General features: G+C 65.4%; 19 protein-coding genes and 1 pseudogene. 6 read left to right on the top strand and 14 right to left on the bottom strand.

The window, feature by feature from the left end; all coding sequences use genetic code 11:
* Window positions 1–2: 2 nt before the first annotated feature.
* The 3 genes from cydB to LKE06_RS09925 form a co-directional block, all read right to left on the bottom strand.
* Window positions 3–1,052, bottom strand: a complete 1,050-nt coding sequence (gene cydB, locus LKE06_RS09935; RefSeq protein ID WP_227998306.1) for a cytochrome d ubiquinol oxidase subunit II — start codon at window positions 1,050–1,052, stop codon at window positions 3–5.
* Window positions 1,053–1,061: 9 nt separating this feature from the next.
* The gene (locus LKE06_RS09930; protein ID WP_227998305.1) at window positions 1,062–2,561 is read right to left on the bottom strand and encodes a cytochrome ubiquinol oxidase subunit I; all 1,500 of its coding nucleotides are present in this window, start codon (window positions 2,559–2,561) and stop codon (window positions 1,062–1,064) included.
* Window positions 2,562–2,692: 131 nt separating this feature from the next.
* Entirely contained in the window at window positions 2,693–3,613 is a 921-nt protein-coding gene (locus tag LKE06_RS09925) for an aminodeoxychorismate lyase (protein ID WP_227998304.1), read from the bottom strand.
* Between the two features lie 70 nt (window positions 3,614–3,683).
* Here LKE06_RS09925 and ygfZ point away from each other — a divergent pair, with 70 nt between their 5' ends.
* The 4 genes from ygfZ (at window position 3,684) to LKE06_RS09905 (ending at window position 7,123) form a co-directional block, all read left to right on the top strand.
* Window positions 3,684–4,850: a CAF17-like 4Fe-4S cluster assembly/insertion protein YgfZ gene (gene ygfZ / locus LKE06_RS09920; protein ID WP_227998303.1), complete on the top strand. Its 1,167-nt coding sequence runs from the start codon at window positions 3,684–3,686 to the stop codon at window positions 4,848–4,850.
* Window positions 4,851–5,037: 187 nt separating this feature from the next.
* The gene (locus LKE06_RS09915; RefSeq protein ID WP_227999380.1) at window positions 5,038–5,724 is read left to right on the top strand and encodes an MOSC domain-containing protein; all 687 of its coding nucleotides are present in this window, start codon (window positions 5,038–5,040) and stop codon (window positions 5,722–5,724) included.
* 55 nt (window positions 5,725–5,779) lie between these two features.
* The gene (locus tag LKE06_RS09910) at window positions 5,780–6,733 is read left to right on the top strand and encodes an asparaginase (protein WP_227998302.1); all 954 of its coding nucleotides are present in this window, start codon (window positions 5,780–5,782) and stop codon (window positions 6,731–6,733) included.
* 174 nt (window positions 6,734–6,907) lie between these two features.
* Window positions 6,908–7,123, top strand: coding sequence for a DUF3073 domain-containing protein (locus tag LKE06_RS09905; RefSeq protein ID WP_227998301.1), 216 nt, complete (start codon window positions 6,908–6,910; stop codon window positions 7,121–7,123).
* A 162-nt stretch (window positions 7,124–7,285) separates the two neighbouring features.
* Here the strand turns inward: LKE06_RS09905 and purM are convergent, their stop codons facing one another.
* From purM to purF, 6 genes and pseudogenes are all read right to left on the bottom strand, one after another.
* Window positions 7,286–8,365, bottom strand: coding sequence for a phosphoribosylformylglycinamidine cyclo-ligase (gene purM / locus LKE06_RS09900; protein ID WP_227998300.1), 1,080 nt, complete (start codon window positions 8,363–8,365; stop codon window positions 7,286–7,288).
* A gap of 314 nt (window positions 8,366–8,679) precedes the next feature.
* Window positions 8,680–10,383 (bottom strand): ABC transporter ATP-binding protein, encoded by a 1,704-nt coding sequence (locus tag LKE06_RS09895; RefSeq protein WP_227998299.1) that lies wholly within the window; start codon window positions 10,381–10,383, stop codon window positions 8,680–8,682.
* A gap of 269 nt (window positions 10,384–10,652) precedes the next feature.
* A pseudogene (locus LKE06_RS09890) lies at window positions 10,653–11,528 on the bottom strand (ABC transporter permease); the annotation flags it as partial.
* Between the two features lie 77 nt (window positions 11,529–11,605).
* Window positions 11,606–12,613, bottom strand: coding sequence for an ABC transporter permease (locus LKE06_RS09885; RefSeq protein ID WP_443678129.1), 1,008 nt, complete (start codon window positions 12,611–12,613; stop codon window positions 11,606–11,608).
* A 101-nt stretch (window positions 12,614–12,714) separates the two neighbouring features.
* Window positions 12,715–14,331, bottom strand: a complete 1,617-nt coding sequence (locus LKE06_RS09880; protein ID WP_227998298.1) for an ABC transporter substrate-binding protein — start codon at window positions 14,329–14,331, stop codon at window positions 12,715–12,717.
* Window positions 14,332–14,682: 351 nt separating this feature from the next.
* The gene (gene purF / locus LKE06_RS09875) at window positions 14,683–16,311 is read right to left on the bottom strand and encodes an amidophosphoribosyltransferase (RefSeq protein WP_227998297.1); all 1,629 of its coding nucleotides are present in this window, start codon (window positions 16,309–16,311) and stop codon (window positions 14,683–14,685) included.
* 219 nt (window positions 16,312–16,530) lie between these two features.
* Between purF and LKE06_RS09870 the strand changes: the two genes are divergently transcribed.
* A complete protein-coding gene (locus tag LKE06_RS09870) occupies window positions 16,531–17,784 on the top strand; it encodes a YhgE/Pip domain-containing protein (protein WP_227999378.1) in 1,254 nt (417 codons plus the stop codon).
* A gap of 5 nt (window positions 17,785–17,789) precedes the next feature.
* On the opposite strand, the gene LKE06_RS09865 is transcribed toward LKE06_RS09870, so the two are convergent.
* Genes LKE06_RS09865 through LKE06_RS09855 form a run of 3 tightly spaced genes read right to left on the bottom strand, consistent with a single transcriptional unit; the run spans window position 17,790 to window position 20,568 of the window.
* Window positions 17,790–18,185 (bottom strand): sterol carrier family protein, encoded by a 396-nt coding sequence (locus LKE06_RS09865; RefSeq protein ID WP_227998296.1) that lies wholly within the window; start codon window positions 18,183–18,185, stop codon window positions 17,790–17,792.
* 11 nt (window positions 18,186–18,196) lie between these two features.
* A complete protein-coding gene (locus LKE06_RS09860; RefSeq protein WP_227998295.1) occupies window positions 18,197–18,838 on the bottom strand; it encodes a CPBP family intramembrane glutamic endopeptidase in 642 nt (213 codons plus the stop codon).
* Window positions 18,835–20,568 carry an alpha/beta hydrolase gene (locus LKE06_RS09855; RefSeq protein WP_227998294.1) on the bottom strand — a complete coding sequence of 578 codons (1,734 nt, stop codon included), beginning with the start codon at window positions 20,566–20,568 and terminating at the stop codon, window positions 18,835–18,837. The genes LKE06_RS09860 and LKE06_RS09855 overlap by 4 nt, the downstream gene beginning before the upstream one ends.
* A gap of 304 nt (window positions 20,569–20,872) precedes the next feature.
* Between LKE06_RS09855 and LKE06_RS09850 the strand changes: the two genes are divergently transcribed.
* A complete protein-coding gene (locus LKE06_RS09850; RefSeq protein ID WP_227998293.1) occupies window positions 20,873–21,163 on the top strand; it encodes a YiaA/YiaB family inner membrane protein in 291 nt (96 codons plus the stop codon).
* A 60-nt stretch (window positions 21,164–21,223) separates the two neighbouring features.
* On the opposite strand, the gene LKE06_RS09845 is transcribed toward LKE06_RS09850, so the two are convergent.
* On the bottom strand, window positions 21,224–22,987 hold the full coding sequence (locus LKE06_RS09845; protein WP_372477316.1) for an alpha/beta hydrolase: 1,764 nt from the start codon (window positions 22,985–22,987) through the stop codon (window positions 21,224–21,226).
* Entirely contained in the window at window positions 22,984–25,278 is a 2,295-nt protein-coding gene (purL, locus tag LKE06_RS09840) for a phosphoribosylformylglycinamidine synthase subunit PurL (RefSeq protein WP_227998291.1), read from the bottom strand. Before purL ends, LKE06_RS09845 begins: the two co-directional genes overlap by 4 nt.
* Window positions 25,279–25,402 lie beyond the last annotated feature (124 nt).

Raw genomic sequence — 25,402 nt, 5'->3', positions numbered from 1 at the left:
GATCAGTCCTTGCTCGCGTCCACCGGCACGGCCGATTGCAGCGGCAGCCCGATGTGCGCTGGAATCTGCTCGACTGTGATCCGCTTGCGGAACACCCAGTACGTCCAGCCCTGGTAGCCCAACACGACCGGGGTGACGATCATCGCCGCCCAACTCATCACCTTCAGCGTGTACGGCGTCGAGGACGCCTTGTCGATGGTGAGGTCGAAGAGGTCACTGATGGTGGAGGGCAAGACATTCGGGTACAGCGATCCGAACAGCAGTACCGTCGCCGCCGCGATGGTGAGCGCGGTTCCGGTGAAGGCCCAGCCGTCCCGGTGGGCGAAGGAGGCCGCTGTCGCGGTAACGAGTCCGACTATCGCCAGCGCCAATGGGATCCACGTCCAGCCGGTGCCGTAGGCCAGTTGCGTCCACACCGCGAAGGTGCCGGCCACAACCATCGTCGGCGCGAGCAGAATCCGAACGGTCCGCACCGCATCGTCACGCACCTCGCCGCCGGTCTTCAGTACCAGGAAGACCGCGCCGTGCAATGCGAACAGCAACCCGGTCGTCAGTCCGCCGAGCAGGGCGTAAGGCCCGAGCAGATCCCATACCGAACCCACGATCTGCTTCTTCTCGTCCAGCGGGACGCCACGAACCACATTCGCGAACACCCAGCCCCACGCTAAAGCCGGTATCCAGGAACCAATTCCGATCGCGACATCACACCAGGAACGCCAGCGCGGATCGTTGATCTTGCTCCGGTATTCGATGGCACAGACTCGCACGATCAGCGCGACGAGCACCAGCAGCAGCGCGAGATAGAACCCGGAGAACAGGCTGGCATACCACTCGGGAAAGGCCGCGAACATCGCGCCGGCCGCGGTCAGCAGCCACACCTCGTTGCCGTCCCACACCGGGCCGATGGTGTTGAGCACCACCCGCCTGCGAGCGTCGCTGCCCTTGCCGAGGATCGGCATCAGCATACCGACACCGAAGTCGAATCCCTCCAGCACGAAGTAGCCGGTGAACAGTACGCCGATCAGAATGAACCAGAACTCTTGCAAACTCATCGTCGACTCCTAGTAGGCGAACGAAAGCTGTTCGACGGCAGGTTCTTCGGCGCGATGCCGACCGGCCGGACCACCGCTGTCGCCGGGTCCGGCACCGGGCGGGCCGAGGGTCGGCTCCTCCGGTCCAGCGATGACATACCGGCGCATGAGGTAGAACCACACCACCGCGAGCGCGCCGTAGAGCAGGGTGAACACCACAAGCGACGTGATCACCGTGCCTGCCACATGGTCGGAGACACCCTGCTGCACCATCAGCCGTAGCTGTGGATCACCGGTCGGGTTCGGCGCGACAACCCAAGGCTGCCTGCCCATTTCGGTGAACACCCACCCCGCGCTATTGGCGAGGAACGGCGTCGGGATGGCGATCAGGCACAGCCACGAGTACCAGCGCTTGTCGGTGATTCGACCGCGCCTGGTTATCCACATGCCGACCAACCACAGTCCGATCGCGCCCGCGGACAGGCCGACCATGGCGCGGAAGGACCAGTAGGTGACGAACAGGTTGGGCCGGTAGTCACCGGGCCCGAACTTCTGGTTGTATGCCTGCTGCAAATCGACAACGCCGTCCAGGGTCACGTTGCTGAATTCGCCCTCGGCCAGATACGGCAGCACATAGGGCACCTCGAGCACGTGCGTCACACTGTCGCAGTTGTTGTGGGTGCCGACGGTCAAGATGGAGAAGTCGGGGTCGGTTGCGGTGTGACACAAGGATTCCGCCGAGGCCATCTTCATCGGCTGCTGCTCGAACATGAGCTTGCCCTGAATGTCACCGGTGAAGAAGATGGCGACACCGGCCACCACAATCACCCACATGCCCGCGCGCCCCGCCGAGCGCCACATACCGCGCGCCTCGGCAAGTTTCGTCTCATCTCCGCTGCGCGCGTTGCGCACCATCCACCAACCGGAGATGCCGGCTACAAAGGTGCCCGCGGTGAGAAAGGCACCCGCGACGACGTGTGGAAAGGCCGCGAGCGTCGTGTTGTTCGTCAGTACTTCCCAAATGCTGGTGAGCTCGGCGCGCCCGCGCTCCGGGTTGTATCTGGCGCCGACGGGATGCTGCATGAAGGAATTGGCCGCGACGATGAAGTACGCGGAGACGTTCACGCCGATCGCGACGATCCAAATGGTGGCCAGGTGCAGTTTTTTGGGCAGCCGCGTCCAGCCGAAGATCCACAGACCGAGGAAGGTCGATTCCAGGAAGAACGCGACGAGCGCCTCCAGCGCGAGCGGTGCGCCGAATACATCGCCGACGAATCGCGAGTATTCGCTCCAGTTCATTCCGAATTGGAATTCCTGGACGATGCCGGTGGCGACACCGAGCGCGAAGTTGATCAGGAACAGCTTCCCGAAGAACTTCGTCAGCCGATACCAATGCTCCTTGCCGGTGATCACCCACGCGGTCTGCATGCCGGCGACGAGCGGCGCGAGACCGATCGTCAGCGGGACGAAAATGAAGTGATAGACGGTTGTGATGCCGAACTGCCAGCGCGAGATGTCAAGGACGCTCATTCGACCTCCAGCCGATCTACGACATGTCGTAGTACACACTACGCCGCAGGCTGTGCTGGTCAACGTGTCTCAGGCCACGACACGCCTATAGGTTCCTGAGCGTCATCCTCTCCGATCTTCAGCCGGTCGAATCACCAATCGCCGATGGCCCCGGACCGCGCCACTGCCCGTTCCACGAGCTCGATGATCTCCTCCGCGTTGTCCGGCGCCATCATCCGCAGTCCGTCAAGCGAATTCACCCGCGCGGCGAGCGTGACACTCGACAGCAACCAAACGCTGTCACAGGTGAGCAGATCGGCGGTGAACAGCGACTTGTATTCGCACTGCCAACCGGCCTTTTCGGCCTCGACGAACAGCGCTCGCTGGGTGACGCCGGGCAGGATGCCGTTCTTCGCGGGCGGGGTGATGAGCTTCTTGTCCCGTGCGATCACCACGGTCGAACGCGGACCCTCCAGTACGCGGTTCTCGGTGCTGGTGAAGATCACGTCATCGGCGCCCATGCGGTGGGCGAACCGTAGCGCCGCCATATTGGTGGCGTAGGACAGCGTCTTCGCACCGAGCAACTGCCACGGCGCGGCCTGTGCCAGATCGACCGAGATGCCGCGCGAAAGTGTCACCACCGCGACACCATCCGTCCTGGCCCGCTTTACCCGCTCCGGAACCGGCAGCACCAGCACGTAGGCCGTCGGCACCGGAACCGCCGCGGCGAGATCTCCGGAGGTGACCGACGACTTCGCGCCGGACAGTTCGGTGTCACGCCCCCGGGTGAACACCAGGCGCATCAGGCCCTCGCGATCGGCCCCCCATTCCTTCGCCGCCTGCTCGATGGCTGCACGCCACCGCCCCAACTCGGGCTCGGGCAAGTCCAACGCCTCGGCGGAACGACGCAGCCTGCCGAGGTGAAATTCGATTGCGCAAGGATCGCCGTTGCGCACCAAGACTGTCTCGAAGACACCGTCGCCGCGCAGCACGCCGATATCGTCGGCAAATAACAACGGCGCGTCCGCGTCCTGGACCGCGCCGTCGAGTGTTACCAGAACTCGATCTACCATGCGAGGAAGAGTAGGCGGTGTTGGTCTGACGCGCCTACATCACGGCGATGTTGGCGATCGATCTCTCTTCATGGCCCGACTTCAGCACACACGCGACCACCCGCCTAGAGTGGAGGCCGTGTCGGTGGTCGTAGTACCCAGTCCCATCCTCGCTGTTCCGGATGCCGTCGCTGGAGCACCCGGTTCGCCGGATGCCGCCGTCGCCTGGCATTACGGTGATCCATTCGCTGAACAACGCGCGGCCACACAACGGGTAGCGATCGTCGATCGGTCGCACCGGTTCGTATTGACTGTCACCGGCGCCGAGCGACTCAGCTGGTTGCACACCATCAGCAGCCAGCACATCGCAAACCTTGGCGACCGGCAGTCGGCCGAAGACCTCGACCTCGATCTCAATGGCCGGGTACTGCACCATTTCGTGCTCACCGATATCGACGGCACCCTGTGGATCGACACCGAGGCCGACCGTGGGCCCACGCTGCTGGAATTCCTGCGGAAGATGGTCTTCTGGGCCGATGCCAAGCCCGAGGCGGCGGCCGATCACGCGGTATTGAGCCTGCTCGGCCCGCAGGTGAGCGAACTGACCGAGGCATTGGGCATCACCGGTCCGCTACCCGGCATCTACCAGGCGGTGCCGCTGCCCGGCGGCGGTTTCCTGCGCCGGATGCCGTGGCCGACCGATGACTCCTTTGATCTCGTGATCCCGCGCGAACAGCTCGACGTCCTGTGGACCCGGCTGACCACCGCGGGCGCCCAGCCCGCGGGCATGTGGGCCTTCGAGGCGTTGCGCGTCGCGGCGCGGCGCCCCCGCGTCGGGTTGGACACCGACGAGCGGACGATTCCGCACGAGGCGCACTGGATCGGCGGGATCGCCGAACACGGTGCGGTCCACCTCGACAAGGGCTGCTACCGCGGGCAGGAAACCGTTGCCCGCGTGCACAATCTCGGGAAACCACCGCGCCATCTGGTGCTGCTGCACCTCGATGGCTCCGCCGACGCACGCCCGACGCCGGGCGAGAACGTCACCGCGGGTGGACGCGCGGTCGGCAGGCTCGGCACCGTCATCGACCACTACGAATTCGGCCCGATCGCCCTGGCATTGATCAAACGCACCATCCCGGCCGATACCGCGTTGATCGCCGGACCGACCGCCGCCGCCATCGACCCCGATTCAGTGCCCGCCGACGACGCGCCCCAGGCAGGCAGGCTCGCGGTCGACCGCCTGCGCGGACGCTGAGCGGCCCACCTCAGAGCAGCCGATCGGAGCCTCTGTGACACACAGTAATCCCGGCCACACCGCACCGACCCCTAGCGCAGCCAGTCCTACCAGCGACGTCGGTAGTCAGCTCGAGGCCGAGTGGCCCGAGCAAGGCGACGAAGCCGCAGGACTCGACCGCGCGGCCACTCGCGAACACGCGACGCCGATCAGCGCAGTGCTCGCGGTATGCGTTGTTCACGCCGAACTCGATGTGCAAGGCCAGATCGGGCGGACCGCGATCGACAAGCGTCCCCAGCCTGGTCGAGTGGCGGTGCGAACGCTCGGGCTCGAGGGTGATCACGTGTGCGACACCACGAACCACGGCGGCACCCACCAGGCCGTTTATGCCTACGCCCAGGCCGATGCCGAACGTTGGGCCGGTGAGCTCGGCCGCGAACTCCCCGCCGGATGGTTCGGCGAGAATCTGCGGATCGCGGGCCTCGCGGTCAGTGATGCCGTGATCGGCGCACGCTGGGCGATCGGTGACGCGGTGTTCGAGGTGAGTGCGCCGCGGGTGCCGTGTGCGACCTTCCAGCACTGGTCCGGCGAGGCGCAGTGGGTCAAGCGCTTCACACTTCAGAGCGATACCGGCGCCTACCTGCGGGTACTGACCGAGGGCAGCATCGGAGCGGGTGACGAGGTGCGGGTCGAATACGTCCCGGAGCACGGTGTCACCGTCCGTGATCTGTTCACCGGTAACGACCAGGACCGGCTCGAACTGCTGCTTAGAGACGAGCCGTCGGTATCGGCGGGCGTGCGGATGCAGGTCGAACGGCACGCGCGCCGCCATGCGAACGCCGAGCGCGCCCGACAACAGCACACCGGTGACTCCGCGAAGGGTGCCACTCGATGAGTAAGCAAGCGATGCGCGCGGCCACGATCGCGCCGGATATCAGCGAGGTGCGATCGTGAGCGTTGAGCTCGTCGAGGTGGTCCGTTCCGGCTTCCGCGAATGCGTGCATCGCGGCTCCGCGGTGATCATCGCCCCCGACGGGGCACCCAGCCTCACACTCGGCGAGGTGCATCTACCGATCTTTCCGCGCTCCACCAATAAGCCGATGCAGGCGATCACACTGCTGCGCAACGGTTTCGAACCAATCGACGACGCGGAGCTGGCCATCGCCACGGCTTCGCATTACGGCGAGCCAGACCATGTCGCATTGGTGCGGCGCTTGCTCGACCGGTTCGGCTTCGACGAGGACGCGCTCGAATGTCCGCCCGACCTGCCCTCGGACGAACGTGCCAGGCTCGACGCGCTCGCCGATCCGGCCGGGCCGCGCCGGGTCTATATGAACTGCTCAGGCAAGCACGCGGCAATGTTGGCAACCTGCGCGATCAATGGCTGGCCCACCGAGGGCTACCTGGACGCGTCGCATCCCTTGCAAAAATCGGTGGTCGCCACCATCACCGAACTCACCGGTGAGCCGGAGTCCGATCTCGGCATCGACGGCTGCGGGCTGCCGATCATCCCGGTTTCGCTGGTGAACCTGGCGCACGCGTTCGCGACCATGGCGACGGCCGCGCCGAGCGCCCCCGAACGGCGGGTAGCCGACGCCATCCGCGCCCATCCGCGAGTGATTTCCGGCACGAACGCACCGGATTTATTGACTATGCGGGCGACCCCCGGTTTGGTCTGCAAGATCGGCGCCGACGGCGTGCACGCGGGCGCGCTGCCGGACGGAATGGCGTTCGCCTACAAGATCGATGACGGCCACGATCGGGCACGAATCCCCCTGACGCTGGCCATTCTGCACCGAATGGGCATCGAATGGACCGATGCGCACACCGAGTTGGCGGCCCCCGCGGTACTCGGCGGCGGCGCCCGAGTCGGTGTGATCCGGGCCATTCCCGGGGTGCTGTGAGCGTCCGCCCGGACGGCGACACACGGGCAAACGGTGTCGGTTGATTGGTACTTCGCCCACTCCTGGAAGCGAGACCGCCGGACACACGCTAAAGTGTCTGTCAGGAAGATATCAATTCGAACGGGGCCGCCAAACCACCCCAGGCCGCCCCGCAGTGACGCGAGGGGGTCAGCCATGGGCCGTGGCCGGGCTAAGGCAAAGCAGACCAAGGTCGCACGCGAGCTGAAGTACAGCTCTCCGTCGACCGACTTCACGAGCCTTCAGCGCGAATTGGCGGGCAGCAGTGCTCCCGCCGCGCAGCGCAGTGATGTGATCTCCGACGAGCATGACGTCGACGAGTCGCGATCCTCTTGGGACAGCGACGACAAGTACGACGACTGGCGCCGCTGACACATGTCAACGTACAAAAGGGGGAGGCGGTCGCCTCCCCCGCTTTCATGCGTCCAGTGACCTCGTGTCGCCAGGGCGCAACCACATAGCTAGCAGCAATAGAGTCCCGTATCGGCCGATGCGGGACTCTGTTGTTGGAACGGTCTGTGTAGGACTCGGCTGTCAGAACCTCGGGTGCTCGCCGACCAGGATCGCCCGCAGCGCGTCGGTGTCCTTGCCCTTCTTGACGGTGCCCAGCGTCCAGCATTCGATATGCCGGGCGGTCAACACGGCCAGTGCACGGTCCACGTCCTCCGGCGCGACGACGGCGACCATGCCGACGCCCATATTGAAGGTCTTCTCCATCTCGACGCGCTCGACCCGGCCACGCTGGGCGATCATCTTGAAGACCGGCGCGGGATTCCAGGTGCCACGATCGAGTTCGGCGACCAAACCGACGGGCAACACCCTGGCCAGGTTGGCGGCCAGCCCGCCGCCGGTGACGTGGGCGAAGGTGCGCACATCGGTCTCGGCGATCAGGGCGAGGCAATCTTTGGCATAGATCCGGGTCGGCTCGAGCAGTTCCTCGCCGAGTGTGCGGCTGAACTCCTCCACGTGCCCGGTCAGCGACATCCGGCTGATATCGAGCAACACCTTGCGGGCCAGGCTGTAGCCGTTGGAGTGTAGGCCGGAGGCGCCCATGGCGATCACGACATCGCCGGGGCGGACCCGGTCCGGGCCGAGCACCATATCGGCCTCGACCACGCCGACACCCGTCGCGGACAGGTCGTAGTCGTCGGGATCCATCAGGCCGGGGTGTTCGGCGGTCTCGCCGCCCAGCAACGCGCAGCCCGCTTGGACGCAGCCCTCCGCGATGCCGGAGACCAGCTCCGCGACCCGCTCTGGCACAACCTTGCCGACCGCGATGTAATCCTGGAGGAACAGCGGCTCGGCACCGCAGACGACCAGATCGTCGACGACCATAGCGACCAGGTCGAGCCCAAGGGTGTCGTGCTTGTCCATCGCCTGCGCGACCGCGATCTTGGTACCGACGCCGTCAGTGGAGGCGGCAAGCAGTGGCTCGCGATAGCCACCCTTCAGCGCGAACAGTCCGGCGAATCCACCGAGGCCACCCTGGACCTCGGGACGGCTGGCCTTCTTCGCCAATGGTCCGAACAACTCGACGGCGCGGTCGCCGGCCTCGATGTCCACGCCCGCTGCGGCGTAGGAGGCACCGGCGACACTGGGTGTCTGTTCAGTCATTTTCGGGGAAAGCTCCAAACCGAATCGGCGGATAGATGCCAGATCACGCTACCGGAGCCGGATAACGAGCATGCAGCCTCATCCGCCTCGCCGCGACTTTTGCCGAACTCCCACACCCCGTACCGGTCATCGGGTACGGGTTCGGACAGGTCATGGCCCGGTGGTCGAGTGCAGGCGAGTCCGGCCGTACCAGGGCGATCCACCCCGGTGCCCGGCCGCCACTTCGCGTCTACGGTCGACAACCGGATGCGACGAGGATTGGGCAATCGGTGCTGCCGAATGGGATCTCAGGCGCGAAATCAAGTGTCACACCGTCATTTTGCCTCGGGTTGATCCGGCTCGGTCGCGAACAACGCCGCTGTCTCCGCTCGCCTTCTGCGTTGCTCGACCGGGTCCGGCACCGGTACGGCGGCGACCAGGCGCTGGGTGTACTCCTGTTCCGGTGCCCGCAGGATGCGGTCACGGTCGCCCTGTTCGACCACCGCGCCATCGCGCAGCACCACAATGCGGTCGGCCAACTGGTCGACCACGGCCAGATCATGGCTGATGAACAGGCAGGCCCAGCCGAACTCGCGTTGCAACTGCCCGAACAACTCGAGCACGGCCGCCTGCACGGAAACGTCGAGGGCGCTGGTCGGCTCGTCGGCGACGAGCAGGTCGGGGTCGAGGGCGAGGGCCCTGGCGAGGCTGGCACGCTGGCGTTGGCCACCGGACAGCTCATGCGGGTATCTGCCGTCGGTGCCAGAGGGTAGCTGCACATCGTCGAGCAATTGCCGCACCCGATCGCGAATCTGGGCGGTGCTGCCCGTCTTGTGCACGATCAGTGGCTCCGCGACACACTCACCAACGGTGAGCCGGGGATTGAGCGAACTGGCCGGATCCTGGAAGACGAAGCCGAAGCGACGCCGGATCGGGCGCAATTGCCGCTGGGACAGTCCGGCAATGTTGCGCCCACGGACCCGAACAATGCCCGAGGTCGGGCGTTGCAGGGCGGCGACACAGCGTCCGATGGTCGATTTGCCTGAGCCCGATTCACCGACCAGTCCGAGCGTCTCGCCGGGCTGGATACTCAGGCTGACCTGGTCCACCGCACGGAAAGGCGGGCGGCCGAATGGGCCGGGGAACTGGACCACCAGATCGGTCACCTCCAGCACCGGATCACCAGTGATGGTGGTGTCCTCCGCAGGACCATGTGCGAGCTGTTCGGTGCCGAGATGCGGGACCGCCGCGAGCAACGCGCGCGTGTAGTCGGCGCGTGGATTCGCGAACAGCTCGTCGACCGACGCCTCCTCCACCACCTTGCCGTCGCGCATCACTACGACCCGGTCGGCTAGGTCGGCGACCACGCCCATGTTGTGGGTGATGAGCACGATGGCGCTGCCGATGCGGTCGCGCAGATCGCGCAGCAACTCCAGGATTTCGGCCTGCACCGTGACATCGAGTGCGGTGGTCGGCTCGTCCGCGATGATCACCTTGGGCTCACACGCGATGGCGATCGCGATCACCACGCGCTGCTTCTGCCCACCGGAGAGTTGATGCGGGTAGTAGTCGACCCGATGCTCCGGATCGGGCAGCCCGACCAGACGAAGCAATTCCACCGCACGGGCTTTAGCCGCTTTGCGGCTCATATCACCGTGCGCCCGCAATGCCTCGCCGATTTGGAACCCGACAGTGAAGAGCGGGTCGAGGGCGAGACCGGGTTCTTGGAACACCATCGAGATGGCACCGCCGCGCAGCGCGGTGAGCTGTCGCTCGCTCATCGAGGTGATCGCCTCCGAGCCGAGCGTGACCAGGCCACGCACCCGCGCGGTGGACGGCAGCAGCCCCATCGCGGTCCGGGAGCTCACCGACTTCCCCGAACCCGATTCCCCCACGATGGCGAGGACCTCACCAGGGAACACCTCGTAGGACACATCGCTCACCGCATAGACGGGTCCCGCGTCGGTGGCAAAGGTGACCGACAGCGATTCGATCGACAGCGCGGGGCTGCGATCGGTGACCAAAGTCGGCTCACTCATTGGTCTCGTCCTTCCACGGTATCCGCTTCGCCAACGGCATCGGTTTCGGCTGCGGCACCCACTGTTTCGGCCTTCGTATCCGACAGGCTCCGGCCGACTGCGGCCGTGTCAGCACCGAACACCAGTACCGGCTCTTGGCTAGCCGCGGTTTCGCTTGTGACGGTGGGCTTTCCCGCGTTCGCTGGCTCCGCGGCGATGTCGGCCGACTCGGTCTCTTCAGCATCGTCCGCCACGACGACGATGGTGTCGTCGGCGGACACCGCCACCGCGCGGCGGGTGCGCAGCAGCGGATTCAGTGCCTCGTTGAGGCTCTCGCCGACCAGCGTCATGCCGAGCACCACCAGCACGATGGCTGTGCCAGGGAAGATGCTGGTCCACCAGATGCCGTTGGAGACATCGTTGAGTGCCTTGTTGAGGTCGTAACCCCATTCGGCGGCCTGGGTCGGTTCGATACCGAAACCGAGGAAACCGAGTGCGGCCAGGGTGAGGATGGCGTCGCCCGCGTTGAGCGTGACGATCACCGGCAAGGACTGGGTGACGTTGGCGAGAATGTGCCGGAACAGGATTCGGGTGGTGGACGCGCCGGTGACCCGGGCGGCATCCACGTACGGTTCGTTCTTCACCGCGACGGTCGCATTGCGGACCACCCGAAAGTATTGCGGCACATAGATCGCCGTGATGGCCACCGCCGCCGACAGCACCCCGCCGAAGCTGCTGGATTGCCCGCCCGCAACCACGATCGAAACCACGATGGCGAGCAGCAGCGTCGGGAAGGCGTAGATGGCGTCCATGAACAGCACGAGTATTCGGTCGACCGAGCGACCGACGTACCCGGACACCAATCCCAGTGGCACGCCGACCAATAGCGACAGCGTCAGCGAGATCACGATCACCAGCAGGGCGGTGCGGGCACCGAAGATCACCCGCGAGAACACATCCTCGCTGCGTACCGAAGTCCCGAACCAGTGTTGTCCCGACGGTGGTTGCTGCGCGACGAAAGCGACACCGTCCGAGGTGTTCTGAGCGAGGCCGTATGGCGCGATCAGCGGCGCGAAGACCGCTGTGAGCACGAACAACGCGACCAGGCCGAGGCCGATGAGCAGGGTCACACGCTGCAGCCCGGCAGTCATTGTGAGCAGCCGCATCCCCGGCAGCCGCCTGCGCACGGCAGGCGGTTCCGGCGGCACGACCAATGGCTCGTTCGCCAATTCCGGTGCGGTCATCAGAATCTCACCCTCGGGTCGATCATCGCCACAATGGCGTCCACCACGAAACTCATGGCGGCGACCACGAGCGCGACGAATGCGACAATGCCCTGCACAGCAATGAAGTCGCGTTGATGCAGATACTCCGCGAGCTGGTAGCCCAGACCCTTCCATTCGAAGGTGGTTTCGGTGAGCACCGCGCCGCCGAGCATCATGGCGATGTACATGCCCATCACGGTGACGATGGGAATCATCGCGTTGCGCACCGCGTGCCTGCCGGTCACCACCCGCGCGGACAGTCCACGGGCCCTTGCCGCGTCCACATAGTCGCTGTGCAAGGTCTGGATCAGATTGATCCGTACCAGCCGCAGGAAGATGCCCGCGGTGAGCAAGCCGAGCGCGATCGCGGGCAGCACAGCGTGTTTCAGCACGTCGATCAGATAGCTGGTGTCTCCATACAGAATCGCGTCGACCACCATGATGTTGGTCTTCGGCGATACGTGCTGCAGTTCCAGCTCTACCGGCGTACTCGCCCGGCCCGCGACGGGCAGCCAATCCAGCTTCACCGCGAAGATCAGCTTGAGCAGCATGCCGACGAAGAAGACCGGCGCCGCGTAGGCGAAGATCGCGAACATTCGCAACCCCGCATCAGCGGTCGAATCACGGTGTGTCGCAGCATATCTACCCAGCGGCACCCCGACGGCGAACGCGACGAGCAGCGCCCAGAACACCAGCTCGAGTGTCGCCGCACCGTAGGTGGTCACTACCTCGCTGATCTGCCGATTGTCTTGTGAGTAGCCGAAATCCCCGTGCAGCAGCCCGGAAAGATATTCCCAGTACTGGGTCAGGATCGGCCGGTTCAGCCCGGCCGCTTCCTTGCGCACCTCGATCTGCTCCTGCGTCATGCGCCCACCCATGGCGGCACTGATCGGATCGCCGATCACCCGCATGAGAAAGAACACGACCGTGACCAGAATCCACGCGGTCGGCAGAATCAGCAGCAGCCGAATCCCCAAGTACCGCAATAGCGCAAGCTGCCGCGAGTCCCCGCCACCCCCCTTGACGCGGCCCGGCAGCCGGAACCGCCGGACCCGAGGCGTTGCCTCGAGCCCGGCATCACCCGAGGTCACTTGCTCAGCACCGTGTAACGGAACTTGAACGACGCGTCGAGCGTCTGGGGCACCCCCTGCACCTTCGGATTGGACACCGCGATCAGCTTGCCGGACAACAGTGGAAGCGTCGGCAGGTGGTTCTGCGCGAGATCACGCTGTACCTGCTCGATCAGTTTGATCCGCTTTTCCTTGTCGGGCTCGGTCTGCTCGGCGGTGAGTTGCGCGTTTATGCCGGGGTTCTCGAAGTGCGACTGCAGGAAGTTGTTCGGTCCGAAGAACGGGCTCAGGTAGTCATCGGCGTCCGGGTAATCCGGGAACCAACCGAAGTGGTACAGCGGGTAGCCGTCGCGGGCCCGTTCCTTCTGATAGGTGACCCATTCGGTGGATTGCAGGTTGACCTTGAACAGCCCGGTGCCGTCCAGCTGCGATTTGATCGCCGCGTACTCCTCGGAACTGCTGGAGCCGTAGTGATCCGGGTTGTATTGGAGGTTGAGTTCGACCGGAGTCGCGATACCGGCGTCGGCGAGGAACTTTGCCGCGACATCCTTGCTCGGCTTCGCGCCATAGAGCTCTTTCAGTGGCTCCGCCGCACCCGGCATGCCCTGCGGCACAAAGCCATAGGCGGGCGTGTAGGTGTTCTTGTAAACCCCGTCGGCCAGCGCGACACGATCGATCGAGGAGGCCAGCGCCTTGCGCACCGCGAGCTTCTGATCGGGTGTGCCGCCCGGCATGGTGTTCATGTTGAACACCATGTAGCGCAATTCACCGCCGGGACCGTCGTCCACCTTGACCTTGTCGTTGCCGCGCAACGACTCGATGTCGGTCGGTGTGAAGGACCGGTAGCCGACGTCGAGCGCGCCGTTCTGCAGGTCGAGCTTCATGTTGTCGGAGGTTGCGTAGTACTTGGTCGAGACCGTCGAGGTCTTCGGGGTCCCGAGAATGCCCTGGTAGTCCGGGTTCGCCTGGTACTCGACCAGCTTGTTCTTGTCGTAGCTCGCGATGGTGTAAGGCCCGGAGTAGCCCTTGGCCTTCACGACATCCTCGTCGGCCATTACTTTGTCGGCGGGATAGACCTTCTCGTCCACGATCGGCCCGGCCTGGGTCGGCAGGATCGCCGGGAAGGTCTGATCGTTGGCCACCTTGAGCGTGAACGCCACGGTCAGGTCGTCGACAACGTCGGTCTTGTCGAGATTGCCGATCAGCGAGGCCGGTCCGTTGGGATCGTTGATCCCGAGCATCCGGTCGAAGGAGAACTTGACGCTGTTGGCGGTCAATGGATTTCCATTGGCGAACTTCAGCCCTGGCTTCAGCTTGCAGGTGTACACGGTGGGCGTGGTGAACTCGCACTTTTCCGCCGCATCCGGTTTCGGCGTGGCATCACCAGGCGCGAAATTCATCAGATACGAATAGATTTGGGTCTCGACCAGCAACGAACCATTGTCGTAGGCGGCCGCGGGATCCAACGAGAAGATCTTATCCGTGGTGCCCGCCACCAGTCCGCCGCCATCACCGCCACCCCCCGTACGTCCGGAACCGCACGCGGCGAGTCCAGCGGCAAGTAGCGCAGCCGCGCCGATGACCGCTATTCGTCGAATCCGCTGCCGTCTCCCAGGCGTCTTCGAAACCAACATCTCCGGCCCCACTTCTCGAGCGTCGCACCGCGTCTCCTGGATCACAGGCCCCGGCACGGACACGGTGAACTTCCGATATATCCGGGACCGTACCCACGAACCATTTCCGACAGGTTGCGTTTTCAAAAGAAAAATTGCCGGGTGTTACCAGTCGTTGCGCAGGACGCAGAGACGCGACGCAATCAACGGACGAATGACCAGGTTCGCGCCGAAACCGCGGTCGCGGCGTCTCGAGTACGCCAGGTCACGAGCCGAGACAATATGGCGGTCTCCCCTGGCTCAGCCGCCGACCCCACGACACACTTCGGCGGTTCGGCGAGATACGCCGAACCGCCGAAGTAACAGCAGATATCAGGGACGGCTCAGAGCATCCGCGTTCGCGTTGTCGCCCAACAGGATCGACTCGGGGCGGCCCGTGAGCATGCCCTCGAGCACGTTCTTCCCGATGGCCGCCTCAGTGGGCAGGGCAATCGGATAGTTTCCGTCGAAGCACGCACAGCACAGCCGGGAACGAGGCTGCTCGGTCGCGGCGATCATGCCCTCGGTCGAGATGTAGCCGAGGGTGTCGGCACCGATCGAACGGCGCACGCCCTCCACCATCTCTTCGTAGAGAACGGAATCCGTGACCGCGCCCTCTCGTGCCGCGGGCTCCGCGCCAGCACCGTTGGCGATCAACTCTGCGCGGGAAGCGAAGTCGATGCCATAGAAGCAGGGCCACTTCACCGGCGGCGAGGCGATCCGGACATGGATCTCCAGCGCGCCGGCCTCGCGCAGCATTCGGATCAGTGCGCGTTGGGTATTGCCACGCACGATGGAATCATCCACCACGATGAGTCGCTTCCCGCGGATCACCTCGCGCAGCGGATTGAGCTTGAGCCGGATACCGAGCTGACGAATGGTCTGGCTCGGCTGGATGAAGGTGCGCCCGACATAGGCGTTCTTCATCAGACCTTGCCCATAGGGCACGCCCGACCCCTGGGCGTAGCCGACCGCGGCAGGGGTACCCGATTCAGGGACCGGGATGACCAGGTCCGCCTCGATCGGATGCTCCGTGGCCAGCCGCCTGCCGATCTCGACCCGGGTGGAGTGCACCGAGCGGCCGGCAATGGTGCTGTCGGGCCTGGCCAGGTACACATACTCGAAGACGCAGCCCTTGGGTTCCGGGTTCGCGAAGCGCATCGAACGCACGCCGTCGGCGTCGATCGCCAGCAGTTCGCCCGGTTCGATGTCGCGCACGAATGCGGCACCGACGATATCGAGCGCGGCCGTCTCGCTGGCAACAACCCAGCCACGCTCGAGCCTGCCCAGACACAGCGGCCGCACCCCGTGCGGATCGCGCGCGGCGTAGAGGGTGTGCTCGTCCATGAAGGTGAGGCAGAACGCGCCGCGCAGCGTCGGCAGCAGTTGCATGGCGGCCTGCTCGATGCTCGAATCCGCGGCGGCGTGTGCGAGCAGCGCGGTCATCACATCGGAGTCCGATGTCGCGGCGATCGGCGCCTGGCGCCCGCCTGACATCGGGCTACCGCCGATCAGGCCGAGTTCCCTTGCACGATCGGCCAATTCGGCCGTGTTGACCAGATTTCCGTTGTGACCCAGGGCAAGTCCGGAGCCAACGGCGGTGGTCCGAAAGATCGGCTGCGCGTTCTCCCACGTCACGGCGCCGGTGGTGGAATAGCGGCAGTGGCCGATGGCGATATGGCCCGGCATCGCGGCCAGGGTCTGCTCGTCGAAGACTTGGCTGACCAGTCCGAGATCCTTGAAAACCAGGATCTGCGAGCCATCGGAAACGGCGATACCGGCCGCCTCCTGACCACGGTGCTGCAATGCGTACAGGCCGTAGTAAGTGAGTTTCGCCACATCCTCACTCGGCGCCCAGACTCCGAAAACACCACACTCCTCGCGTGGCTCGTTCTCGTCCTGATCCGGGGCTGTAGAAATATGAACGGACGCGTTGTCGACCGGCAATTCGGCGTTGGTCACCGTTGCTCCCTGTTCGGGCGGGCTTGGGGGCAACCATCATTCTACGGGTGATCATCGGTGCTCGATCACCGACGCCGCATCCATGCAGCAATCGCCGCCGCGAACTGCCGAATCCGGCACGATCAGCTGTTAACGTCACCTCCCGTGACGACTGTCGAAAACAGCGGGGGCGCGGCAGGGGGCGACACGGGTAAGCCAGAGCGCCGACATTGGGTTCGCATGGTGATCGCACCGGTCCTCGTGCTGACGTTGCTCACAACGTTGCTCGGCATCATGTATCTGGACTATGTCGTCGATCCGGAAAAGAACCTGCACGACTTCCCGATCGCGCTGGTCAACCAGGACGTCGGGGACACATTCGGGGCGCAGCACGTCAACTTCGGCGACCAGGTCGCCGCAGGACTACAGCAGGCCGTGCCCGCCGACGAGATCGACCTACGGGTGCTGGGGATCAATGAGGCGCAGCTCCAGATGCAGTCCGGAAAGGTCTACGGCGCCATCATCATTCCGGGCGATTTCAGCAAGCGGCTCGGAATATTCGGTGTCGGCAGCGTGGTGCCGGGCGATATCGAGCGCCCGATCATCACCCTGCAGACCAACCCGCGCACCGGAGCGTTCGCCACCCAGATCGTCGGCCGCATCGGCGCGCAGGCGCTGCCGCAGGTCAACGCGCAGGTCGGCAAGCAACTAACCGAGCAGGTGCAGGCGCAGCTGACCCCGGCACCGGGTGGACCGCCTGCCACGGAACTGAGCGGCGTTACCCGGGTCGCGCTGGAGAGTCCGCTACAGATCGTCACCGAAGAGTTCCGCCCGCTGCCTAACGGCACCGGCCAAGGGCTGACCGCCTTCTTCTTCGCACTGCTGCTGCTTTTGGCCGGCGTCATCGGTTCGATGACCATTCATACGATGGTCGACGCGTCACTGGGATTCGTACCGACCGAGTACGGCCCCTGGTTCGTGCACTTCCCGCCGACCCCCATTTCCCGGTTCCACACGCTGCTCATCAAATGGGGCGTGCTGGTTCTGGCGGCGAGCACCATCGCCGGTGTCTTCGTCATTGTCGCCAAGTCGATCGGGATGCCGGTCGACCATCCGCTCGGGCTGTACCTCTACAGCGCGTTCGCGATCATTGCCGTCGGTTTCACGGGGCTATCGGTGCTCGCGGCATTCGGCTCCGCAGGTCTGCTGGTGAACCTGATCCTGTTCGTCATCCTCGGGCTGCCCTCCTCGGGCGGCACGGTACCGATCGAGGCGACTCCGAAGTACTTCGGCTGGCTGGCCGAATTCGAGCCGATGCACCAGGTGTTCCTCAGCATTCGCTCGATTCTGTACTTCGACAACAACTTTTCCGCCGGACTGGGGCGCGGCCTGTGGATGACCGCGCTCGGGCTAGCCATCGGCGTCGTATTCGGCGCGGTCATCACCCGGTATTACGACCGCAAGGGTCTGCATCGCGCCGCCGCCGCGAAGTAGATCGCTCAGTCTGCGGCTACCCGCAGGATCGGCAGCCAGTGTGCGACCTCGACGGCGCGATTACCGGAGGCGTTGACCGCGCCGCTGTCCACGGCCGCAGCGAAATCGAGCAGGCCGGTGGCCAGCAGCAGCCAGGTGCGTGGATCGGTCTCCACCACATTCGGCGGCGTACCCCTGGTGTGCCGCGGGCCTTCGACGCATTGCACAGCGACGAACGGCGGCACCCGCACCTCCACCGAATGTCCGGGCGCGGACGCCGCGAGCGCACGCACGCTGGTGCGGACCGCCGCCGCCAGTTCGGTGCGGCCGGGTTTGGGCGCGGACTCGTCACGCAACCAGTCGGCCACCGCCACCACCGCGGCCCTTACCGCTGCCGGATCCACCGTCGCACGTCCCGCCACGGGCAATGAGATTACTGAACGGCGCGATGTCGCGGGCCTACCGGTGGCGCGAGGGTCGCGATAGCACCGCCAGCGTTGACCGCCAGGTGCAGCAACGCCGGGGCCGCGGCGCTATCGGCCCGGCGGCGCAACCATCCGAAAACGAGACCGGCCATTGTGGTGACCGCGATCGACGCGGCTATGTTATCGTCGGCTGCCCTGGCGGGTCGGATGTGCCACAGACCGAAGACCGCCGCGCCGAGCGGGCGGCCGACGCCCGCACTGAAGGTGCTATCCAGCAACGGATCCAAGGTGGCCCGGAAGACCAGTTCTTCGCTGTAGACGGTGCCGATGGGGATGTGCACGGTGATCCACTCGACCGGCGATACCTCCGGGCTACGGTCGGCGATCCCCCCGAGCCGGCCGCGTACCGCTGGAATGGCAAGTGCCGCAGCATAACCCGCAGTGACAATCGCTCCGGCCAGTAGCCCATCGCGCAGCCCGCACTTCGACAACCAGTTGGGCCTGCCAGCGAACGCGAACGCATAACCGGTGGCGAATCCGGCATTGACGGCAGTGCGCCCGCGCATACCGAGGCGCAGCCGTGGCAGCGCGACATTGCTCCACATCAGCGGGATACCGATGGCGGCAATGACTCTCGGGACGCGACTCACTTTATGTCCCGCTCGTAGTCCTCGGCTGCCTCGATCTGCGCCCGGATCTTGTCGGATAGTTCCGCGGTCCAGTCAGGTGGTTGCGCGACGGCCACCCAGCCGTCCAGAACGAGGCTGCCGTAGCGGTGGCCGTGGCCGTCGGCGACGCCCTGCGCATTAGTGAGATCCGCGGCCACCTGCCAGAACGTGACAAACGGCCACCACTGCATCTGTGAAGACACATCGGCACCGCGCGGCTCCGAGAGCCAATCCGGTTTGGAGAAGATCAGATCCGGCGACCACCACACGATCGGATCCGACGCGTGCTGCAGATATGCGATGCGTGGCGAACGCCATTCGGCCCCGGGTCTGGCGAGATCGGCGCTATCGGTGGCGAATCGGACGACCAGGCCATCGGCGTACACCGGCTGCACCTCGCGCGAACCCGGATCGCGACGCGAAACGAACTGCTGCCAGAGCCGATTGGAATTCGGCGGCCCCACCCACAACGCACCGTCCACCTTCGCCCGCAGATCCGCCAGCCCATCGAAGGCCGCCTCCGACCCCTGCGACCCCAGGCTCTCCCCGTATACGAGCAGTTTCGGGCGTGATTGCGGCGGCCGCGCGGTCCAATGCTCGTATACCGCGTCGAACAGCTGCTTACTCGCGGTCGCCGCCTTGCCCCGGTCCGCGAGGAAGGACAGCACGCTGGGCAGATAGGAGTACTGCGTCGCCACGATCGCGGTATCGCCGCCGTACATGTACTCGATGGCCGCCGTCGCCATCGAATTCACCCACCCGGTCCCGGTGGTCGTGACCACCACCAGCACCTTCCGGTCGAACGCTCCGGTGCGCTCGAGCTCGGCGACCGCCAACTCCGCCGGCGTCTCATCGGTGGCCGCCGATTCCAGTCCGACATAGGCACGGATCGGTTCGCGGGCCGGTCGGCCCGTCACCGAGGTGATCGCGGCGGCCGTCGGACCGTGCGATACGAACCATCGCCCCTCGAAGCCGAGCGAATCCCATTTCGCGAGCGAGGCCGGGCTGCCCGAGCGTTCGGGCCGCACCGGTTGAACCGCGTGCTGCGAGGTGTAGTCATTGCGCACGCTGAACGCCGAGTTGGCCACGGCGAAGAAGGCCCGCGAGGCCACGCCGTTGAAAACCGTCACGGTAAACAGCACCAGCACCAGGAACCCCGCCGTCGGCGCCAGCTCGCGTGGTACCCGCACCCAGCGATTGAGCTGGCGGGCCAGAAACAGAATGATCTCGCGCAACGTCCGGTACACCGCGACCACCGCCGCACCCACGGCCATGCTGAGCAGCCCGGTACGCAGATAGGCCGACGTGGTGGTGCTTTCCATGCCCATCATCGCGGTGATTTCGCGTTGCCAGCGCGCCGACTGCACCAACATCAGGGCCGCGCACAACGCGGCGGTGAACAGAATCGCGGATTTCACCGCGTAGCGCACCCAGGTCGGCGGCGCGGGGAATTTCAGCCGCGGCCGGATCCATAGCCGGAACAGCCATTCGAGCACACAGCCGAGGCCGTAGCCGAGCGCGGCATTGATACCACTGATAAGGCCCTGGAACAGCCAGTCGCGCGGCACCAGTGACGGTGTCACCGACAGCGCGAAGAACACGGTCGCGACGATCAGCCCGACATAGTTCAAGTCGATGATGTCCTCGGCACGCCGCACCGCGACGACGCTGCGCGTACGCAGCTTCGTCAGAGTTGTGGCGGTCCCGAGCACGGCGGACTCAGTGTGCGAGCGCGGCGCGCGGGTCGGGTACGGGCGGCGGTGGGTCCGCAATGGTTATCACTTGAACAGTATGGCGGTGGGGTACGACCAGCAGGCGCGTCGACTCGGCCGCCACGCGGGGACCCGGGCATATATCACAGTGCGCGCGACACCACGCTCGATGGCAGGATCGATGGACCCCATCACTACCTATCGTCCGATTGTCCAGGTACTCAGACGATTACGACAACTACCCGGCGGACTCGAGTAGTTGTACCCGGTTGTCCGCGACGCGGGGCCAGCAGACTTTATCCCCATGAGCACACCCAACGCAGCGCCGAAGGCCACCTCGGCCTTCTTCGCACAGGCCGCGATCGCGTTCGGCATCGGCCTTTTCGGAGCGGGCGCGGGCATCTTCTTTCTCCCACTGGACATCTGGCAGCGCGGCTTCCTCGCAATGACGGTCCTGTTCCTGGTGACGAGCACCTTCACCCTGGCGAAGGTGGTTCGCGACCAGCACGAGACCACGACCGTACGCAGCCGCATCGACGAGGCACGGATGGAAAAACTGATCGCCGAACACGATCCGTTCAAGTCCGTCGCCTGAGTACGCGCACCTGTGCGGGCCCCGCACACGAGGGGTCCTGGCCCGCTCAGGTGTCGCGTGCTATTTCAGCTCGCGCTCATCTACGGCCGACTGCTCGAGGTAGGCGCGAATGCGATCGGAAAGATCCGCCGACCAATCCGGCGGCTGCGCGATCGACACCCAGCCATCCAGCACCAGGGTGCCGTACCGGTGCCCATGCCCGTCGGTGACGCCTTGTGCGTTGGGCAGGTCGGCGGCGACCTGCCAGAACGTGACGATCGGATACCACGACATCGCCGGTGACACGTCGGGTCCGCGCGGCTCGGTAAGCCAATCCGGTTGGCTGAACAGCAGATCGGGCGACCACCACACCACCGGGTCCGAGGCGTGCTGGAGATAGGCGATGCGCGGGGTCAGCCAATTATCCGAGGGTCGGGCCAGGTCGCCGCGGCCGTCGGCGAAACGCACTACCAGCCCGTCGGCGTAGGTCGGCAAGACTTCGGGCGCACCGGGATCGCGACGGGCGACGAATTCGCTCCACAGCCGATTCGAGTTGGGCGGCCCGACCCACAACACGCCGTCGGTCCTCGACCGGATATCGGCCAGCCCACCGAAGGCGCCTTCGGACCCCTGCGAGCCCAGGCTCTCGCCGTAGACGAGCAGTTTCGGCCGTGCCTGCGCGGGCCGCGCGGACCAGTGCTGGTGCACCTTGTCGAACATCAGCTTCCCGTTCTGCGTGGCCTTGTCCTTGTCCGACAGGAACGAAAGCACGCTCGGCAGGTACGAGTACTGACTCGCGACGATCGCGGTGTCGCCGCCGAACATCATTTCGATGGATTCGGCGGTGGTCGAATCGACCCAACCGGTACCGGTCGTGGTCACCACAACCAGTACCTCACGGTCGAAGGCGCCGGTGCGCTCCAATTCCTCCGCCGCCAGTTCGGCCTGCTCCTCGGGTCCGTCCGCGGATTCCAAACCCGTATACACCCGGATCGGCTCGCGCGCCGGTTTGCCGGTGACCTTGCTGATCGTCGCGGCGTCCGGCGCGTAGGACACGAACCAGCGCCCCTCCGAACCGAGTGTCTCCCACTTTGCCAGCGAGGCCGGGCTGCCCGAACGCTGCGGCTGCTGCGGCTGTGCGGCATTCTCGGAGGTGTGGCCGTTGCGGACGCTGAACGCCGAATTCGCCACGTTGAAAAAGGCTTTCGACAGCACACCGTTGAACAACAGCACCGCGGCGACCGTCACGAGCACGAAACCGACCGGCATCGCCACCTGGCGCGGAATGCGCACCCATTTGGTCAGCTCACCGGCAACCCAGCGCACCAGCCAACGGACGGCGCGGAACATCCCGATGGCGATCGCGGCCACGGCCGCGCTCAGCGCGCCGGTGCGCATGTACCCCGATGTCGTGGTCGAATCCATACCCATCAGCGCGGTGATCTCGCGTTGCCAGCGTGCCGACTGCACGAGCATGACGATCGCGACGATCACGCATGCCAGCACGATCGTCACCTTGACGGCACCCGGCAGCCAATTCGGTCGCTTCTCCAATACCCGCGTGACAGCGTCCGGCAGGTGCACATTGGGCCGAATCCACCTGCGGTACAACCACTCCAGCGCACAGCCGACGCCGTAGCCGATAGCCGCGTTGATACCGCTGACCAGGCCCCCGAACAGCCAATCTCTCGGCAGTAGTGAGGGAGTCAGCGACCAGGCGAAGAAGACTGTCGCAACGATCAACCCCGGATAGTTGGGATGAAAGAAGCGTTCGACGGCGCCGACAATCCTGCCGACGCCGTCGCGTAGACGTACTGAGACCTCTCGAGCCCCAGTCCCGGTCAAACCGCGTTTGCCCCGAACAGCTTCGGCAGCGTGCCCTCGTGCGCAGCACGCAATTCATCCATGCCGATGGCGAATTGGCCCTGGACCTCGACCGTATCGGCGCCCTGATCGACTACGCCGATACGCACCCAAGGCAGCTCGCGGGCAGTGAGCATCTTGGTGAAGCGGGTCTCCTCGGAGCGCGGCACCGCGACGAGCACGCGACCGGCGGACTCGGAGAAGAGGGTCACGAACGGGTCAGCGCCCTCGGGAAGCAGGATGCGGCAACCGGTTTCTCCGGCCAGCGCGGCCTCGATGACGGTCTGAATGAGCCCGCCCTCGGAAAGATCGTGCGCGGCGCTGATCATGCCGTCACGGGATCCGGCGGTCAGTACCTCGGCGAGCAACTGCTCGCGGGCGAAGTCGACCTTGGGCGGCACGCCGCCGAGGTGATCGTGGGCGACCTGCGACCAGATGGAACCGCCGAACTCGTCGCCGGTATCGCCGAGCAGGATCAGCGTCTCGCCCGGTTCCAGGCCGAGACCGGTCGGGATGCGCCGATGCACGTCGTCGATGACGCCGAGCACGCCGACCACCGGGGTCGGCAGGATCGCGTCCTGTCCGGTCTGGTTGTAGAAGCTGACGTTGCCGCCGGTCACCGGAATACCAAGGGCCACACAACCATCTGCGAGACCGCGCACGGCCTGCTGGAACTGCCACATCACGCCGGGGTCCTCGGGGGAACCGAAGTTCAGGCAGTTGGTGACGGCCTTCGGCGTCGCACCGGTGGTGGCGACATTGCGGTAAGCCTCGGCCAGCGCGAGCTGAGCGCCGGTGTAGGGGTCGAGTTTGGTGTAGCGGCCCGACGCGTCGGTGGCCAGTGCGATACCGCGACCGGACTGCTCGTCGATCCGGATGACACCCGCGTCGGCGTGCTCGGCGAGCACGGTGTTGCCGCGCACGTAGCGGTCGTACTGCTCGGTGATCCACTTGCGGCTGCACAGCTGCGGACTGGAAATCATCCGCAGCACAGTTTCGCGCAGCTCATCGGGGGTCTTCGGGCGGGGCAGCGCGTCCGGGGTCGCGGCGATCAGCGCGTCCTGATCGTCGGGCCGCCGCACCGGGCGCTCGTACACCGGCCCCTGGTGGGCGACCGTGCGCGGCGGCACGTCGACGACGGTCTCGCCGTGCCAGCTGATCACCAGCCGCTCGCCGTCGGTGACCTCGCCGATCACCGTGGCCAGCACGTCCCACTTCTTGCACACCGCCATGAACGCGTCCACGTTCTCCGGCGTGACGACCGCGCACATGCGCTCCTGCGATTCGCTGGAAAGCACCTCGGCCGGAGTCATGCCGGTGGCGCGCAACGGCACCTTGGTCAGGTCGATGTGCATACCGCCGTCACCCGCGGCTGCCAGCTCCGAAGTGGCACAGGACAATCCGGCGCCGCCGAGATCCTGGATACCGACCACGAGCTTGGCCGCGTACAGCTCGAGACAACACTCGATGAGCACCTTCTCGGTGAATGGGTCACCGACCTGGACGCTGGGCAGCTTCTTTCGGCCGGCACCAGACTCGTCACCGGAGAAAGTGTCCGACGCCAGCACCGACACACCGCCGATACCGTCGAGTCCCGTGCGCGCACCGAAAAGAATGATCTTGTTGCCGGCGCCGGATGCGAAGGCCAGATGCAGATCCTCGACCCGCATGACACCCGCGCACAGCGCGTTCACCAGTGGGTTGCCTTGGTAAGAGGCATCGAATACGGTCTCGCCGCCGACATTCGGCAAACCGAGCGAATTGCCGTAGCCGCCGACACCGCGCACCACACCGTCGACTACGCGCCTGGTGTCGGCCGCGTCCGCGGCACCGAAGCGCAGCTGGTCCATCACCGCGATCGGTCGCGCACCCATCGCCATGATGTCGCGCACGATGCCGCCGACACCGGTCGCGGCGCCCTGATACGGCTCGACGTAAGAGGGATGGTTGTGGCTTTCCACCTTGAAGGTGACCGCCCAGCCGTCGCCGATATCGACGACACCCGCGTTCTCACCGATGCCCGCGAGCATGGACGCCCGCATCGCCTCGGTAGTTGTCTCGCCGAAGTAGCGCAGATGCACCTTGGAGGACTTGTAGGAGCAGTGCTCGCTCCACATCACCGAGTACATCGCCAGTTCGGCGTCGGTCGGCCTGCGACCGAGGATCTCTCTGATCCGCGTGTACTCGTCGTCCTTGAGACCTAGTTCCTTATACGGCTGCGCAATGTCGGGAGTTGCTGCGGCTGCGCTGACGGTGTCGACCTGCGGAGTCACGGAGTACCAGGGTCCTTTCGGGCCGGGAGCGCGAAGCTGGGGATTCGCTTGCAAAGTTTAGCTGTGGCTCTCGCCGAGCCACGGGCCGCATCGGCCAGCGGCCCGGATCACCGGGTTCGCGGGG

The sequence above is a fragment of the Nocardia australiensis genome (assembly GCF_020733705.1).
Classification (GTDB): domain Bacteria; phylum Actinomycetota; class Actinomycetes; order Mycobacteriales; family Mycobacteriaceae; genus Nocardia; species Nocardia australiensis.
The sequence above is the reverse complement of the archived record's forward strand: the minus strand, read 5'-3'. Positions and strand labels throughout refer to the sequence as shown.

Coding starts and splice junctions, on each gene's coding strand:
- cydB (WP_227998306.1), bottom strand. CDS start 1,052: ATGAGTTTGCAAGAGTTCTGGTTCATTCTGATCGGCGTACTGTTCACC.
- LKE06_RS09930 (WP_227998305.1), bottom strand. CDS start 2,561: ATGAGCGTCCTTGACATCTCGCGCTGGCAGTTCGGCATCACAACCGTC.
- LKE06_RS09925 (WP_227998304.1), bottom strand. CDS start 3,613: ATGGTAGATCGAGTTCTGGTAACACTCGACGGCGCGGTCCAGGACGCG.
- ygfZ (WP_227998303.1), top strand. CDS start 3,684: ATGGCCCGACTTCAGCACACACGCGACCACCCGCCTAGAGTGGAGGCC.
- LKE06_RS09905 (WP_227998301.1), top strand. CDS start 6,908: ATGGGCCGTGGCCGGGCTAAGGCAAAGCAGACCAAGGTCGCACGCGAG.
- purM (WP_227998300.1), bottom strand. CDS start 8,365: ATGACTGAACAGACACCCAGTGTCGCCGGTGCCTCCTACGCCGCAGCG.
- LKE06_RS09895 (WP_227998299.1), bottom strand. CDS start 10,383: ATGAGTGAGCCGACTTTGGTCACCGATCGCAGCCCCGCGCTGTCGATC.
- LKE06_RS09880 (WP_227998298.1), bottom strand. CDS start 14,331: ATGTTGGTTTCGAAGACGCCTGGGAGACGGCAGCGGATTCGACGAATA.
- LKE06_RS09870 (WP_227999378.1), top strand. CDS start 16,531: ATGGTGATCGCACCGGTCCTCGTGCTGACGTTGCTCACAACGTTGCTC.
- LKE06_RS09850 (WP_227998293.1), top strand. CDS start 20,873: ATGAGCACACCCAACGCAGCGCCGAAGGCCACCTCGGCCTTCTTCGCA.